The following is a 16,062-nucleotide window of genomic DNA, read 5'->3' on the forward strand; positions in this document are numbered from 1 at the left end:
AGAAGCTGTCATCAAGCGTTTGCGCCATTCAAGGGCCGGCTTTTCTATGTAGCACCATGAAGCGCACGCAAGACAAAGAGCGATCGGCAGTGCCACCGCACTCAAAAGGGTCGCCCCTATTCCGGCGCCGATCACGGCGACGACAGACTGCTGCACCGGATACGCGTAGAGGTACAAGCCGTAGGACACATCTCCCGGAAGCCGAACCGCTGGCGTCCTCAGTGCAATGAGGATTGCCCCATAGGACACAGCCACTACAAAGCCGAGGGTGCCGACGAAACTTCCAAATCCTATAATCGCCAGCACAAGCGCAAGGCTCCAATAGCCCCAGGAAAGCGGTAGCCGTTCGCGGTACACCCAAAGCATAGCCCCGACCGCAAAGAACGAGCCATTGCGCAGGATGCTATACGTATCGACAGCCTTGGCGATGCGCGGCCCCTTGTTCCAATCATTGAGGCCGAAATAATGGACTGCGACCAGGTATCCGACGACGACCGCTCCCCCGATGAGCCATGCGCTGCGGATCCGCAGCGCGCCGAGAACAGCTAGAAACGGCAGAACGATGTAGCAGAACGTCTCCAATGGAAGCGTCCACAGAGAGCCATTCACGGAACCATTCGGCAAATCCTCGAAGACGCCCGGCAATCCGTAGTGCAGATAGAACGCAGTGGCGTTCATGAGATGGTCAGCAGTCCGCGGATTGCCGAAATACTCGTCAAGCGGAAGGCTTGTGAACATCGGCCCGATGAGGAAGACCTGAAACACGGCGACGGCAGCCAGAGCCGGAAAGATGCGAAGACAGCGGGAGGCGACATACTTTCCGATGTCGTGGGACAGAACCGACCTCGTAACGAGAAATCCCGAGATCGCAAAGAATACCGCCACCGCCAGTCCGCCGCCAGTTGAGTAACGGATGATGGATTTGAAGAACTCGGTGTTACCGGTGATGGGGTAGCTGTGGCTGAATAGAACGAGAGCCGCAGCAAAGAGGCGGATCAAATCGAAATTGTTCCGCCCCTTGGCGAATGCTTCCCCGATAGTCATCACCGCCTAATATGCGAGGCTTGACCGGCAATCAAGCGTAATGCCGCACCGGATTGCCGTTACATGACCAATGGCTGATGGCTGATGATCCACGCCGCAACGTTGCCGAAGACGCCTGCGCTCGCCCCCTCGCCCAAAGCATTCAGTGGCGAAAAAAAGGGCGGTAAATCTGGTGCGGACGGCGGGAATCGAACCCGCACGATCTAGGATCGAGGAATTTTAAGTCCCTTGCGTCTACCAGTTTCGCCACGTCCGCGTGCCCAACGACTAGCGGTAGAAACCCGTGCGATCAAGCCGGATACGCATGTTCAGGCAAAAATACGTATGTTCATCGCGAGAACGGGCGGCCACAACCGCCCGTTTTAATTCCGTTGTAGAGTGAAACTGCTTCAGCCGGCGAGTTTCGCTGTGATTTCAGCCAGCCGCTTGCCCTGGAAACGGGCACCCTGCAGTTCCTGCTCCGACGGCATGCGCGAGCCGTCGCCATTGGTGGTTGTGGTCATGCCATAAGGGGCGCCGCCGCGGACGGTGTCGTTGCCCATCTGGTCCTGATAAGCGTAGGAAAGTGGCACAATCAACATTCCGTGATGCTGCAGGGCAAGCTGCGTCGAGGCGAGCGCCAGCTCCGCGCCGCCGTGCTGGGTCGCCGTCGAGGACATCACCGTCACCGGCTTGTCGATCAGCTTGCCCTCGGCCCATAACGGTCCGGTCTGATCGAGGAAGTTCTTCATCTGCGCCGCCATCATGCCGTAGCGCGTCGAAACGCCGAAGATGAAACCGTCGTAGTCGGCGAGTTCCAGCGGCTCGGCGACCGGCGCCTCCTGGTTGAGCTTGTAATGAGCGTTCTTTGCCACCTCTTCGGGCACCAGTTCGGGAACCCGCTTGACGGTGACGTCGGCACCGGCTTCACGCGCCCCTTCCGCGGCGGCCCGCGCCATCGCTTCCATGTGGCCCCAGCTCGAATAATAAAGAACCAGTATCTTTGTCATCTTTCTCTCCGCTCAGGAATGTCGTCTTGGGATTGCAGATTTTGGGATTGATGCAGCCCGCAACATCTATGCGGGCACCGGCCGCCTGGAAACCGCCGGCGCGCCGACACACTGTTCACCGTTTGCGCACCATTGCCGTCGCCGAAGGTTCGGGTTTATCTCTCGATGACCAAGAGAAGGACCGACACGCAATGAGTGATGCAGTGACCGCGGCGATGATCGTGATCGGCGACGAAATACTGTCCGGACGCACCAAGGACCGGAACATAGGCCATCTCGCCGACATGCTGACGGCGGTCGGCATCGACCTGAAGGAGGTCCGCGTAGTCGCCGACGACCGCGAGGCGATCGCCGAGGCGGTCAACCAGCTTCGGGCGCGCAACACCTATGTCTTCACCACCGGCGGCATCGGGCCGACCCATGACGACATCACCGCCGATTCCGTCGCCCATGCCTTCGGCGTCGCCTGCCGCTACGACGACAAGGCCTACAAGATGCTCGCTGACCACTACGCCGCGCGCGGCATCGAGTTCACCGAGGCCCGCAAGCGCATGGCGCGCATGCCCGAGGGCGCCCTGCACATCGAAAACCCGGTCTCCATGGCCCCCGGCTTCCAGATCGCAAACGTGTATGTGATGGCCGGGGTTCCGACAATTTTCCAGGCCATGCTCGACACCGTCGTGCCAAAGCTCAAGACCGGAGTGAAGCTCGCCTCGCGGACGATCCCCTCGACGCTGCCGGAAGGCACGATCGGCGGCCCGCTCGGCGAGATCCAGGCGGCCAATCCGGAAACGATCATCGGCTCCTACCCGAAGTTCCAGGATGGTTCCTTCTGGACCGAGATCGTCGTCCGGTCGCGCTCGGCCACCGCGCTCGAGAGCGCCGCCGGGGCAATCGAAGCCATGCTCGAAACCCTGCAATCACAGAAGGTCGCACGTTGATCTGGCGCAAGGCGTGCCACATCTACAATCCTAAAGTGACATCAGCCTCGCTTGTTCGCAGCCGAAGGACACTGACATGAGCTACAAGACCATTCTCGCCATTCTCCAGAGCGAGGCCGACGCGCCGCGCGTCCTCGATCTCGCCTTGCCGCTCGCCGCGCGCCACGACAGCCATGTCATCGGACTGCACGCCGAGGCCCTGCCGATGGTCATGGCCTCGCCGATGGGCGGCCCGGTGGTGGATCTCAGCATCGACATGCAGGAGGAGACGAGCCGCCGGCATGCGATCATGCGCGCGCTGTTTGAGGAGCGCGCGCGTGTCGAGGGCGTCGCCAACGAATGGCGCGGCTTCGACAGCGTGTCGGGCGACTCGGCCATTTCCGGCATCGAGAGCGCCCGCAGCGCCGACCTGGTGGTCGCACAGCAGACCGACCCGGATGCGACCGCCAGCATGGCCGCCAACATCGAGGCGCTGCTGTTCGAGACCGGCCGCCCGGTGCTTCTCGTGCCCTATGTGCGCAGGGTCCGCTCGGCCGAATTCCGGAAGGTGCTCCTGGCCTGGAACGGCAGCCAGCAGGCAGCCCGCGCCGCCTTCGATGCCCTGCCCTTCATGATGGAGGCGGAGAGCGTCGAGGTGCTGTGCATCGACCCGCAGGACACGCCGCGCCGGGACGCTTCCATGGCCGGAACCGCCATCGCCGCGGCGCTGGCCCGCCACGGCATCGAGGTCGACATCAAGATCGAGATCTCCGGCGGCATCTCGCATGGCGAGGCGATCGACAACCGCATCTCCGACACGGGTGCGGATCTTCTGGTGATGGGCGCCTTCGGCCGATCGCGCCTCAAGGAGTTCGTCTTCGGTGGCGCAACCCGCACCATTCTGCAGACGATGACGATCCCCACGCTGCTCGCCCATTGAGGGGCACAGTGCGCCGTATCTGAGCGAATCCCGCGAATCATCGCCCGCCGGGCTTGCGCCCGGCGGTCCTTTCCGGCTAATTCACCGCGCATTCTGGTCATGGCGCTGCGGCGCCGCCTGCGGAGTGCGTTGCCGATGTCCCTTCCCGAAAAAGCCTTTCCCGTTTCCTGGGATCAGTTCCATCGCGACGCGCGCGCGCTCGCCTGGCGCCTGTCCGGCGTCAACGGCAAGTGGAAGGCGATCGTCTGCATCACGCGCGGCGGCCTGGTCCCGGCCGCCGTCATCTCGCGCGAGCTCGGCATCCGCCTGATCGAGACCGTCTGCGTCGCCTCCTACCACGATTACACCGAGCAGGGCGACCTGATGGTCCTCAAGGAGATCAACCCCGCACTGCTCGAAAACGAGGGTGAAGACGTCCTGATCGTCGACGACCTGACGGACACCGGCAAGACGGCGGCGATCGTGCGGGCGATGATGCCCAAGGCCCATTTCGCGACGGTCTACGCAAAACCCAAGGGCCGGCCGCTGGTCGACACTTTCGTCACGGAAGTCTCGCAGGACACCTGGATCTACTTCCCTTGGGATATGGGCTTTTCCTACCAGAAGCCGATCGCCGAAGATCAGCGCGGCTAGATCGATTTGTCTTTTACGGAACGGGGCCCGGCGCGGCAGCCAGCGGAGGAAGAGCGATGACCGGCAAGACCAGTACCGGCCCCGTCTCGCCCCCCGTCCCGCCCCTTGCCGCCGGCACGCCCTTCTCCGAGGAGGAGAGGCTGGCCGTCTACCGGGCCATCACCACCCGCCGCGACGTGCGCGGCGAATTCCTTCCCGACCCCGTCGACGACGCGACCTTGTCGAGGATCCTCGCAGCCGCCCACTCGGCCCCTTCGGTGGGGCTCTCGCAGCCCTGGGATTTCATCCTGATCCGCAACGCCGACACGCGGCGGAAGATCGCCGACATCTTCACCGATGCAAACCGCGAAGCGGCCGGCATGTTCCCGCCCGACAAGCAGCCGGCCTACAATGCGCTGAAGCTCGAGGGCATCCTGACCGCCCCCCTCAACATCTGCGTCACCAGCGATCCCGATCGCGGCGGACCGGTCGTCCTCGGCGCCACGCACATGCGCGATACGGACCTGTTCAGCACGGTCTGCGCCATCCAGAACCTGTGGCTTGCCGCGCGCGCCGAAGGCATCGGCGTCGGCTGGGTCAGCATTCTCGATCCGCAGCGCGTGAAGACGGTCCTCGGCATCCCCGAGCGCATCCGGCTGGTCGGCTATCTCTGCGTCGGACACGTCAAGGGTTTCTTTGAGACCCCGGAGCTGGAGCAGCGCGGCTGGCGCCGGCGAACGCCGCTCGAGGAGCTGGTCCACGACGAAGCGTGGGAGGCGCCGGCGGCCTCGCTCGCCGCAGTCCTGCAACAGACAAAACCATCATCAACCGGTTGATTCTCGTTGCAAAGCGATTATCTGTGTCCGTCAGGGGTCGAGCGTGTATGAGTCGCCGCCCCAGCTGCGAATGAAGTCCGATCCGTGATCGCGTAAGCAGTTCGACAACAGACACTTGCGGCTTTTTGTGAGATCCGGGCGCGTTTTGCCCGACTGAAAGGAGAAGTGCGATTATCAGTCACTGCACACGCATGCGGTTGACCGAGACGGTCCGGCGTCTGTTCGGCGGCAATCCGCGCCGCGTCCAGGCAGCGGCCTTGCCATGGCGAAAATCCCGCAAGGGCGGCGCCGTGGAGATCATGCTTGTCACGAGCCGGGACACCGGCCGCTGGATCCTGCCCAAGGGCTGGCCGGAAGGGTCCGAGACGCTCGCCGACGCGGCTATGCGCGAGGCGCTGGAAGAAGCCGGGATCGCCGGCGAGGTGGCCGCCGAGGAGTTCGGGCGCTTCTACTACAGCAAGGTGCGCGGCTCCGGCATCGAATGGCGTTGCGAGGTGGCCATCATCCCCTTGCGCGTCACGCGGGAATTGAACAAGTGGCCCGAGCGGAAGAAGCGGACACGACGCTGGTTCGCCGCTCGCGACGCGGCGGCGCTGGTCGCCGAGCCGGATCTGGCCGAACTGCTGCTTCGCTTCGGCGAGAATCCACGGGAAATTGCTGCCTGACCGCCTCGTTTGCCCGGTCTGCGCTTGCCGTGCCGGCCTTTGTTTCCTAACCGGAAGCGACATCTGACGCTAAAGGGCCTTTGTGGATGCCGCAGGGGTCGAGAAACGGATACGGCATGATCGACACCGCCACCACACCGCGCAAAGACACGCTCGACAAGGATCTCGACAAGCTCGTCCATGTCGAGGAGGCGACGAGCACCGTCGCACGCGGTCTTGTGGCGCCGGGTCTCGGCCTTCTGTTCCTCGCTCTGGCGGCGGTCTTCGCGGGCAGCTACACGATCGGTGAGCCGCGCGCCATCATCATCATCGCCGCCGCCGCCATCGGTGCCTATATGGCGCTCAACATCGGCGCCAACGACGTTGCCAACAATGTCGGCCCCGCCGTCGGCGCCAAGGCGATGACGCTCGGCGGCGCGCTGCTGATCGCCGCCGTCTTCGAGACCGCCGGTGCGCTCATCGCCGGCGGCGACGTGGTGAGCACCATCTCCAAGGGCATCATCGATCCCGCCGCGGTCGGCACGCCGGAGGTCTTCGTGCGCGCCATGATGGCCGCCCTCGTCTCGTCGGCCCTGTGGATCAACCTGGCGACCTGGATCGGCGCCCCCGTCTCCACCACCCATTCGGTGGTCGGCGGCGTGGTCGGCGCCGGCATTGCCGCTGCCGGCTTCTCCTCGGTCGACTGGTCGACCATGACACAGATCGCCGCAAGCTGGGTCGTCTCGCCGGTCGTCGGCGGCATCGTCGCAGCCCTCTTCCTCGCCTTCATCAAGACGACGATCATCTATCAGGACGACAAGATCTCGGCGGCGCGCCGCTGGGTGCCTCTGCTGATCGCGCTCATGGCCGGCGCCTTCGCCGCCTATCTCGCCACCAAGGGCCTGAAGCATCTGGTCAGGATCGACCTGGCCGACGCGCTGCTGATCGGCCTCGGCTTCTTCGTCGTCACCTGGTTCGGCGCGCGCATCCTCGTCTACCGACAGTCGGAGGGAATGGAGAACCGCAACCAGTCGCTGCGCCGCCTGTTTCACCTGCCGCTGGTGATCTCGGCGGCCCTGCTCTCCTTCGCCCACGGCGCCAATGACGTGGCGAACGCGGTCGGGCCGCTGGCGGCGATCGTCTTCACCGTGCAGCAGAGCGCCGTCAGCACCACGGTCGCGATCCCCCTGTGGGTCATGATCATCGGCGCGGCCGGCATCTCCCTCGGCCTCGTCCTGTTCGGCCCCAAGCTGATCCGCATGGTCGGCGAGCAGATCACCAAGCTCAATCCGATGCGCGCCTTCTGCGTGGCGCTGTCGGCCGCCATCACCGTCATCATCGCCTCCGGCCTCGGCCTGCCGATCAGTTCCACCCACACCGCCGTCGGGGCGATCTTCGGCGTCGGCTTCTTCCGCGAATGGTACACGGCCCGCTCCAAGCGCCGCCGCGCCTATCTGGAGCGCAAGGGCGTCCAGTTCAAGAAGAACGGCCTGAGCGAAAACGGAGAGGAAGACGAAGAGCTGGAACTGCAGACGACCTCGCGCGAGGAGATCGCGCGCCGCAAGCTGGTGCGCCGCGTTCACGTGCGCACCATCGTCGCCGCCTGGGTGACGACGGTTCCGGCAGCCGCCCTTCTTTCGGCCGGCATCTTCCTGGTCCTCGATCTGGTCGCCTGATCCTCTTCCTGCTGGAGCGGGATGAGGAAAAGTGTGAAGCGGTTTTCCGCTCGCATCCCGCCCTGACTTTTTGAATGCGATCACGATGATTTTGGATTGATTCAATCCGAAATCATCGTGATCTAGCCGGTCGACCGGCAACCTGAAAAATTTTCCCGCCGGGCCCGACGGTGGAAAGCTCCCAGCCCGGCGAGCGGACGGTCGGCGGCACCCCGCGGAAATGAAGGGTTCCGCCAGACGCAAGAAGCCGCGTTGGACATCCCCATTATTCACACCCGCAACACACAACATCTTGGGGTCACAAAACATCCCGCAACGACTCCTTGACGGGCGGCGGCGAGTCGCTTTTTATGGATTTCGCGCCTGCGTCTGAAGGTGCGGTTGATCGAGCTTCGAGCCGGTCGATTTTCCAAATTGTACTGAGTTTTCCGAGGACTGCCCGACACGCGAGCGGGCAGAACGGGCTCTTTCGCGCTTGGAAAAGAACAGGGTGGCGTTGCGTTCCCGGTCTGGAAAAAAGAAGCTGTTAACACTATATTTAGTGTCTTCAGATATTCTCTCCACCAGATAGTGTGAATGTTATGTGACGTTAAGGTCGCAGGTAGCGTCAGGTTGGGGGCGGGTCCGCTCAAGCGGATCGAGGCTTTGGAGAATCGCTCGGACGGTTCCGGACAAGGCACCAACCTTCAGTACAGGAGAGCTGTCCGCACCCGCGGGCGGCAGATGGCGGACTTGAGCTTCGTGCAGGCGAAATGTGATGAGGCATTTCCGGGCGCGGATACTATATTTGGATTGAGGGCAAAGAGGACAAAATGCGCATCGAACGCCGGTTCACGAAGGAAGGTCGGAGCCCTTACGCGGAGATTTCGTTCCGCAAGGCCACCAGCGAGATCAAGAACCCGGATGGCTCCATTGTCTTCCGGCTGGAGAACATCGACGTCCCGACGCAGTTCTCGCAGGTCGCCAGCGATATCCTGGCGCAGAAATATTTCCGCAAGGCCGGCGTGCCCGCACGCCTGAAGAAGATCGAGGAGAACGACGTTCCCTCCTTCCTGTGGCGCTCGGTGGCCGACGATGAGGCCCTGAACGCGCTGCCGGAAGACGAGCGCTACGGCTCCGAGACCAGCGCCGCGCAGGTCTTCAACCGCCTTGCCGGCACCTGGACCTACTGGGGCTGGAAGGGTGGCTACTTCGACACGGAAGCCGATGCGCAGGCCTTCATGGACGAGTTGTGCTACATGCTCGCCACCCAGCGTGTCGCACCCAACTCCCCGCAATGGTTCAACACCGGCCTCTTCTGGGCCTACGGCATCGACGGGCCCGGCCAGGGCCACTATTACGTCGATCCCTTCACCGGCAAGCTGACGAAGTCCAAATCGGCCTATGAGCACCCGCAGCCGCATGCCTGCTTCATCCAGTCGGTCGGCGACGACCTCGTCAACGACGGCGGCATCATGGATCTCTGGGTGCGCGAGGCGCGCCTGTTCAAATACGGCTCCGGCACCGGCTCCAACTTCTCGGCCCTGCGCGGCGAAGGCGAAAAACTCTCGGGCGGCGGCAAGTCGTCGGGCCTGATGAGCTTCCTGAAGATCGGCGACCGCGCCGCCGGCGCCATCAAGTCGGGCGGCACCACGCGCCGCGCCGCCAAGATGGTGGTGGTCGACATCGACCATCCCGACATCGAGGAATACATCAACTGGAAGGTGAAGGAGGAGCAGAAGGTCGCCGCCCTCGTCACCGGCTCCAAGATCGTCAAGAAGCATCTCGAAGCGATCATGAAGGCCTGCGTCAACTGCCAGGGTGACAACGACGACTGCTTCGAGCCGGCCAAGAACCCTGCCCTCAAGCGCGAGATCCGCGCCGCCAAGCGCAATGCTGTGCCGGAGAACTACATCAAGCGCGTCATCCAGTTCGCCAGGCAGGGCCAAACGGACATCGAGTTCAAGACCTACGACACGGATTGGGATTCGGAGGCCTATCTCACCGTCTCGGGCCAGAACTCCAACAATTCCGTCTCCCTGAAGGACGATTTCCTGCGCGCCGTCGAGACCGACGGCGACTGGAGCCTGATCAACCGCATCGACGGCAAGGTGGCCAAGACCCTCAAGGCGCGCGACCTGTGGGAGAAGATCGGCTATGCCGCCTGGGCGTCCGCCGATCCGGGCCTGCATTTCAACACGACGATGAACGACTGGCACACCTCGCCGGCGGCCGGCCCGATCCGCGCCTCGAACCCGTGCTCGGAATACATGTTCCTGGACGACACGGCCTGCAACCTGGCCTCCATGAACCTGCTCCAGTACCGCAACAAGGACGGCTCCATCGACGTCGCCGCCTACGAGCACACGGTGCGCCTGTGGACCATGGTGCTCGAAATCTCCGTCATGATGGCGCAGTTCCCGTCGAAGGAGATCGCCCGCCTCTCTTACGAATACCGCACGCTCGGCCTCGGCTACGCCAATATCGGCGGCCTGCTGATGACCTCCGGCATTCCCTATGATTCGGCTGAGGGCCGCGCCATCTGCGGCGCGCTGACGGCGATCATGACCGGCGTCGCCTATGCGACCAGCGCCGAGATGGCCGGCGAGCTCGGCGCCTTCCCGGATTACGAGCGCAACGCCGAGCATATGCTGCGCGTCATCCGCAACCACCGCCGCGCCGCCCATGGCGAGGCCGAGGGCTATGAGAAGCTGGCCGTCGATCCCGTGCCGCTCAAGGCCGAGGACTGCCCGCAGCCTAACCTGATCGAGCATGCGAAAAGCGCCTGGGATCGGGCGCTCGAGCTCGGCGAAAAGCACGGCTACCGCAATGCCCAGGCGACGGTGATCGCGCCCACCGGCACGATCGGCCTCGTCATGGACTGCGACACGACCGGCATCGAGCCCGACTTCGCGCTGGTTAAGTTCAAGAAGCTGGCCGGCGGCGGCTACTTCAAGATCATCAACCGCGCCGTGCCGGAAGCCCTGCGCACGCTCGGCTACTCCGAAGCCCAGATCGCCGAGATCGAGGCCTATGCGGTCGGCCACGGCAATCTCGACCAGGCACCGGGCATCAATCCCTCGACGCTGAAGGCCAAGGGCTTCGACGACGAGAAGGTGGCCGCCCTCAACGCCGCCCTGAAATCGGCCTTCGACATCAAGTTCGCCTTCAACAAGTGGACGCTGGGCGAGGAGTTCTGCAAGACCGCCCTCGGCTTCACCCAGGACCAGCTCGACGATTTCTCCTTCGAGATGCTGCCGGCCCTCGGCTTCACCAGAAAGGAGATCGAGGCGGCCAACATCCACATCTGCGGTGCCATGACCCTCGAGGGAGCGCCCGATCTGAAAGACGAGCACCTGCCCGTCTTCGACTGCGCCAATCCGTGCGGCAAGATCGGCAAGCGCTATCTGTCGGTGGAAAGCCACATCCGCATGATGGCGGCGGCCCAGCCCTTCATCTCGGGCGCCATCTCCAAGACCATCAACATGCCCAATGAGGCGACGGTCGAGGACTGCAAGCAGGCCTACATGCTGTCCTGGAAGCTGGCGCTGAAGGCCAACGCGCTCTACCGCGACGGCTCCAAGCTGTCGCAGCCGCTCAACGCCTCGCTGCTTTCCGACGACGACGAGGAAGCCGACGATCTGGTGGAAGAGCTGGTCGCCGCCCCGACGGCCGCCCAGGCCGTGCAGGTGACCGAGAAGATCGTCGAGCGCATCGTGGAAAAGGTGGTGCGCGAGCGCGAGAAGCTGCCGAACCGGCGCAAGGGCTATACCCAGAAGGCCGTGGTCGGCGGGCACAAGGTCTATCTCAGGACCGGCGAGTTCGACGACGGACGCCTCGGCGAGATCTTCATCGACATGCACAAGGAAGGCGCTGCCTTCCGCGCCATGATGAACAATTTCGCCATCGCCATCTCGCTCGGCCTGCAATATGGCGTGCCGCTCGAGGAGTATGTGGAGGCCTTCACCTTCACCAAGTTCGAGCCGGCCGGCATGGTGCAGGGCAACGATGCCATCAAGAACGCCACGTCGATTCTCGACTACGTGTTCCGCGAGCTCGCCGTTTCCTATCTCGGCCGCTCGGACCTTGCCCATGTCGACACGTCCGACTTCACCAACACCTCGCTCGGCCGCGGCATCAGCGAGGGCAAGGCACTGCCCTTCTCCAAGGGTCTGACGCGCGGCGCCACCCCCTTCAAGGTGGTGAGCAAGAACGATCCGAAGGGCGAGGCCCCCAGTGGCGCCACGGCGCATGCTGCCTCCCCGCATGGAGGCTCCAACGTCCGCGCCATCGCCACCGGCGCCACGGTGCGCGCCCTGAAGCCGGCCGTAGCCGGCCTGCAGGAGGAGGCGACGGCCTTCCGCCGCGATTACGAGGAGCGGGCCAGGGAACTGGCCGAGGAGGCCGCCCAGGAAACGGCTTCCGAAGCCCTCTTCACGGATGCGGCGGCCGAGGAAGCGGCCGAGGCCAAGAAGGTCGAAAGCCACCGCCGCCAGCAGGCCATCATGCAGGGCTACACCGGCAACATGTGCTCGGAATGCCAGAACTTCACCATGGTGAGGAACGGCACCTGCGAGAAATGCGACACCTGCGGCGCGACGAGCGGGTGTAGCTGAGCAACGCGCGGAAACGTGACAGCTGATGAGCCTCCCTATGATGTTGCCGAACGCATAGGGAGGCTCGTTCTTCGAGCGTGACGATCATGCCGTTGGTTTTCCGTGAAGGCCCGTATCGGATATTCTTCTATTCGAACGAGGGCGATCCGCGCGAACCAATGCATGTCCACGTCCGCGATGGCGAGCGGGAAGCCAAGGTCTGGCTTTATCCGTCTATCTCGATCGCTGAAAGCTTCGGCTTCAATTCACGTGAACTGGGCGCTATAATTTCCATAATTGAAACCAATCGAGCGCGCATCGAGCAGGCATGGCATGAGCATTTCGGCGACTGACATCCGCTTCGACGACCACACCATGTGGGTCAGCCTCACCGACGGCCGCACGCTTGGCGTCCCGCTGGCGTGGTTTCCTCGACTGTTGCATGCAACGCCGGCAGAGCGCGCACAATGCGAGATCAGCCCCATGGGCCTCCATTGGGAAGCACTCGACGAGGACATCTCGATTGCCGGTCTGCTCGTCGGACGCGGCGACCAGACGCATAAGCGTCCCAAAGTCGCCTGAGCCTCCTCACCCGATCGTCCGCTCCAGCACGCCCACCCAGTTGCGCCAGGCGATATTCTCGATCAGGTCGCGCCCGTAGCCGGCCTTGTCCATCGCCTCGATGAGCTTCGGCAGGCCGGCGGCGTCGCCGATTGCTGCCGGGATGCGGGCGCCGTCGAAATCCGAGCCCAACCCCACCCCGTCCTCGCCGAGGGCCTCGAGCAGCACGTCGAGATGGCGGATCATGATGTCGAGGCCGGTATCGGCCCCCATCCGCCCGTCGGCGCGCAGGAAGCCGGTGGCGAAGTTGAGGCCGGCAAGCCCGCCCGTGTCGCGGATCGCCGCCAATTGCCAGTCCATCAGGTTGCGCGAATGCCCGCACAGGGCGTGCACGTTGGAATGGCTGGCGACGAGCGGGGCATCGCTGATCTTCGCCACATCGCGAAACCCCTCGGCATTCAGATGCGACAGATCGACCAGGATCTTCAGCCGGTTGCAGGCCCTGACCAGCGCCTTGCCGGCCTCCGTCAGGCCGGGGCCGATCTCGGGCGTCGCCGGAAAGCGGAACGGCACGCCGTAGCCGAAGGCATTGGGCCGGCTCCACACCGGGCCAAGCGAGCGCAGGCCCGCCGCGTGCAGCACGTCGAGCAGCGCCAGATCGGTGTCGAACGCCTCGGCCCCCTCGATATGGAACACCGCGGCAAGCGCCCCGCGCCCCATCGCCGCACGGATCTCGCCGGCGCTGCGGCAGACGGCCAAGGCGCCGTCCGACGCCCGCTCCAGCCGCAACAGGATCGAGGCCATGCCGAGCGTGGAAGTGAGTGCATCAGCGCGGCCGAGCTCCGGCGCATCGCCGTTGGCGCCGGCCGCCCCGCTTCTGCCCGCCATCTCCAGCGGCGGCGGAAAAATGGCGAACAGGCCGCCCGCCAAACCTCCTTTCCGCGCCCGCGGCAGGTCGATATGGCCGCCCGGGCGCCCCTCCAGAAAATCCGCAACCGGGTCGGCGCCCTTCGACGAGAAAAGCCGCAGCAGCGCGTCGTTGTGGCCGTCAAAAACGGGAATGGTGTCGCTCATCGGGTCGGTCGGGCTCGTTCTGGAGCATTTTGCAGTCAGGTGGAATCACCTGACGACCGCATAAATGCGGAAAAACAATGAGATAGATCGGGACAACGTTTCCATGAAACGATGAACCGGTCTGGCGGGGCGGCGACGTGCCGTCCCCTTGTTTTAGGCAAGAGTGCGGCCCGGCGCAAACCTTAGCCGGAGGTCCTGTCCACCCAACGCCACCAGCCGCTCTCGTCACCGTTGAAGACGTTGAGGTCGATGCGTCCGTCGACGCCGCCCGACAGGCCCGAGCCCGAATACTGCCAGAACAGCCAGTCGCGCCCCGGATAGACCTTCGAGGGATGCGCGGCCACCGAACGCAGCCAGAAGGGATGGTTCGGAAACGCGCCCTTGAGATTGTCGGCGTAGAAATCGGGCGCCGTGTAGATGATCGGCCGCTGGCCGTAGTGACGCTCCAGCCGGTCGAGGAAGACCTGCATCTTCTCCAGGATCTCGGCGCGCGAGGGCCGCCACTTGCAGCTCGACTGGTGGTTCCATTCCACGTCCAGCACCGGCGGCAGCGCGCCCTTCACCTTCGGTACGTTGCGGATGAACCAATCCGCCTGGTCGGCGGCGCGCCGGCACCAGTAGAAGAAGTGATAGGCGCCGCGCCGGATACCGGCCGCATGTGCCGCATTCCAGTTCTGCCTGAACATCGGATCGATGTGGTCGATGCCGTCGGTCGCCTTGATATAGGCGAAATTGGCGCCGTGCTCGCGCAGCTTCGGCCAGTTGATGTTGCCTTGCCAGCGCGACACGTCCACGCCGTGAACGGCGTGATGCTTCGGCGTGATCTTGCCGAAGCTGACCGGCTTGGCGTCGCTGAACCGGCTGCGATAGACTTGGCCGCGCCTGCCCGTCCGCTCGGGCCGAAGCGTCGGCTTGGGCGGCGTGACCATCGCCACCTCGACCTGCTCGAACGCGGGTGCGGCCAGCCGATCGGGCTCGGCGATCGCCGTCATCCCCGCCTCGACGACATGATTGTCGATGCCAGCCCGGGCTTCCGCCACCGGCACCGCCACATCGGGCCGGACGACGGAGGACGTCGTCTCCATCGACGGCTTGCTGATCTGCAGCGCGGTATCGATGTTGGACGTTCCAGTGCATCCGGCAAGGCCGAGGCACACGAGACCGGTCAGGAAAAACGCACGAGAACGCATGGACGACCCTTGGACGGCGCGAGACGGTTCCGGGGCGCGCAACCGAACGCCCCGATTTCGGTTGAGCTCGATCCTTAGCCGAAAGTCGCCAATAAAGTTTGAATCGTCCCGTTAACCAAAAGGTAAGTCATCCTCGCCCGCCGGCGCTCCCCGAGTCGCGCCCAGGCGCATTGCCGTGTCGACGGCCTGCCCGGTGCCAAGCCGCTGCCGAGCAGAAAGGATGCCATGCTGGTGGCTTCATGCCTTGCACGGTGACGCACGACTTTCCGCCTGGATCTGCGCCATGCGCGTCAAACCTTGCGGCAAGGCTGATTGCTTCCGGCCGCCACCATATCGCTCAACGCCCGCTGTGGGCCCGCGCCCTTCAACGGCTCAGGTGCTGATCCGTCCGCGCGGCATGCCGTACATCAGCCGCTCGAACCCCTCACGCGTGACATGAACGAGGGTCTTGTGGTCGCCACCCTCGAAATAGATGTCCTCGTCGTCCTCCAGCCTTTCGTCGATCATGCAGGCGAGCTTGTAAGGGACGGCGAGTATGGGCACAGCGCCCTCGTCGCAATCGGGGAACAGGGCCGCAGCCTCCTCCTCGCTGGCAAGCTCCACCTTCTCGCCGACGATCTCACGCACCCGCTGCAGATCCACCTGCCGCGAGGCCGGGAGCACGGCGAGCATGTAGCTGCCGTCCCATTTCAGCACCACGCCCTTGGCGAGCAGATCGCCCGGCACGTGGCTCACGCGCGCCGTCATGGCCGAATTGCCGGTTCGGCTGTGTTTTGCGATATCATAGGGGACATGGCTGTCCTCCAGATATTCCTGCATTGTCATCGCGATACCCATGATCCTGTCCTTTCCTGCCACAGGCCGGCGCGCGCATGCGGGGCGCGTTCCGGCGTTCCAGGCCGATAGGCCGGCGGCAGAGAGCGGGCAGCGGATCATGAGCAAGAGCGGCGCAGCGCCGCCGCTTGACAAGACCAGCGCCGCGCCCGACGTCCATCCGGCTGC

The 16,062-nt window shown here is 64.1% G+C and carries 14 protein-coding genes and 1 tRNA gene; 9 read left to right on the plus strand and 6 right to left on the minus strand.

Going from position 1 to position 16,062, the window contains the following annotated elements; all coding sequences use genetic code 11:
* From NUU27_RS16515 to wrbA, 3 genes are all read right to left on the minus strand, one after another.
* On the minus strand, positions 1 to 1,044 hold a 1,044-nt coding region (locus NUU27_RS16515; protein ID WP_257763242.1), incomplete at its 3' end, for an acyltransferase.
* 170 nt (positions 1,045 to 1,214) lie between these two features.
* Positions 1,215 to 1,300 (minus strand) — tRNA-Leu (locus tag NUU27_RS16520).
* A 133-nt stretch (positions 1,301 to 1,433) separates the two neighbouring features.
* Entirely contained in the window at positions 1,434 to 2,033 is a 600-nt protein-coding gene (gene wrbA, locus NUU27_RS16525; RefSeq protein WP_257763243.1) for an NAD(P)H:quinone oxidoreductase, read from the minus strand.
* A 191-nt stretch (positions 2,034 to 2,224) separates the two neighbouring features.
* Here wrbA and NUU27_RS16530 point away from each other — a divergent pair, with 191 nt between their 5' ends.
* From NUU27_RS16530 to NUU27_RS16570, 9 genes are all read left to right on the plus strand, one after another.
* Positions 2,225 to 2,974 (plus strand): competence/damage-inducible protein A, encoded by a 750-nt coding sequence (locus NUU27_RS16530; RefSeq protein WP_257763244.1) that lies wholly within the window; start codon positions 2,225 to 2,227, stop codon positions 2,972 to 2,974.
* A gap of 76 nt (positions 2,975 to 3,050) precedes the next feature.
* Positions 3,051 to 3,893, plus strand: a complete 843-nt coding sequence (locus NUU27_RS16535; protein WP_257763245.1) for a universal stress protein — start codon at positions 3,051 to 3,053, stop codon at positions 3,891 to 3,893.
* Between the two features lie 135 nt (positions 3,894 to 4,028).
* A complete protein-coding gene (gene gpt / locus NUU27_RS16540; protein ID WP_257763246.1) occupies positions 4,029 to 4,526 on the plus strand; it encodes a xanthine phosphoribosyltransferase in 498 nt (165 codons plus the stop codon).
* Positions 4,527 to 4,582: 56 nt separating this feature from the next.
* Complete coding sequence (gene bluB / locus NUU27_RS16545; protein ID WP_257763247.1) at positions 4,583 to 5,341, plus strand: 5,6-dimethylbenzimidazole synthase; 759 nt, start codon at positions 4,583 to 4,585, stop codon at positions 5,339 to 5,341.
* 191 nt (positions 5,342 to 5,532) lie between these two features.
* Positions 5,533 to 6,006, plus strand: coding sequence for an NUDIX hydrolase (locus NUU27_RS16550; RefSeq protein WP_257763248.1), 474 nt, complete (start codon positions 5,533 to 5,535; stop codon positions 6,004 to 6,006).
* Positions 6,007 to 6,122: 116 nt separating this feature from the next.
* Complete coding sequence (locus NUU27_RS16555) at positions 6,123 to 7,661, plus strand: inorganic phosphate transporter (protein ID WP_257763249.1); 1,539 nt, start codon at positions 6,123 to 6,125, stop codon at positions 7,659 to 7,661.
* An 812-nt stretch (positions 7,662 to 8,473) separates the two neighbouring features.
* Positions 8,474 to 12,256: a vitamin B12-dependent ribonucleotide reductase gene (locus NUU27_RS16560; protein ID WP_257763250.1), complete on the plus strand. Its 3,783-nt coding sequence runs from the start codon at positions 8,474 to 8,476 to the stop codon at positions 12,254 to 12,256.
* Positions 12,257 to 12,342: 86 nt separating this feature from the next.
* Positions 12,343 to 12,588: a DUF4160 domain-containing protein gene (locus NUU27_RS16565; RefSeq protein WP_257763276.1), complete on the plus strand. Its 246-nt coding sequence runs from the start codon at positions 12,343 to 12,345 to the stop codon at positions 12,586 to 12,588.
* Complete coding sequence (locus NUU27_RS16570) at positions 12,569 to 12,817, plus strand: DUF2442 domain-containing protein (RefSeq protein WP_257763251.1); 249 nt, start codon at positions 12,569 to 12,571, stop codon at positions 12,815 to 12,817. Before NUU27_RS16565 ends, NUU27_RS16570 begins: the two co-directional genes overlap by 20 nt.
* 6 nt (positions 12,818 to 12,823) lie before the next feature.
* On the opposite strand, the gene NUU27_RS16575 is transcribed toward NUU27_RS16570, so the two are convergent.
* From NUU27_RS16575 to NUU27_RS16585, 3 genes are all read right to left on the minus strand, one after another.
* Positions 12,824 to 13,870 carry a dipeptidase gene (locus tag NUU27_RS16575; protein WP_257763252.1) on the minus strand — a complete coding sequence of 349 codons (1,047 nt, stop codon included), beginning with the start codon at positions 13,868 to 13,870 and terminating at the stop codon, positions 12,824 to 12,826.
* Positions 13,871 to 14,052: 182 nt separating this feature from the next.
* The gene (locus NUU27_RS16580) at positions 14,053 to 15,060 is read right to left on the minus strand and encodes a glycoside hydrolase family 25 protein (protein WP_257763253.1); all 1,008 of its coding nucleotides are present in this window, start codon (positions 15,058 to 15,060) and stop codon (positions 14,053 to 14,055) included.
* A gap of 372 nt (positions 15,061 to 15,432) precedes the next feature.
* The gene (locus NUU27_RS16585; protein ID WP_257763254.1) at positions 15,433 to 15,897 is read right to left on the minus strand and encodes an aminoacyl-tRNA deacylase; all 465 of its coding nucleotides are present in this window, start codon (positions 15,895 to 15,897) and stop codon (positions 15,433 to 15,435) included.
* Positions 15,898 to 16,062: the final 165 nt, after the last annotated feature.

Source organism: Nitratireductor sp. ZSWI3, assembly GCF_024655565.1.
GTDB lineage: Bacteria > Pseudomonadota > Alphaproteobacteria > Rhizobiales > Rhizobiaceae > Nitratireductor.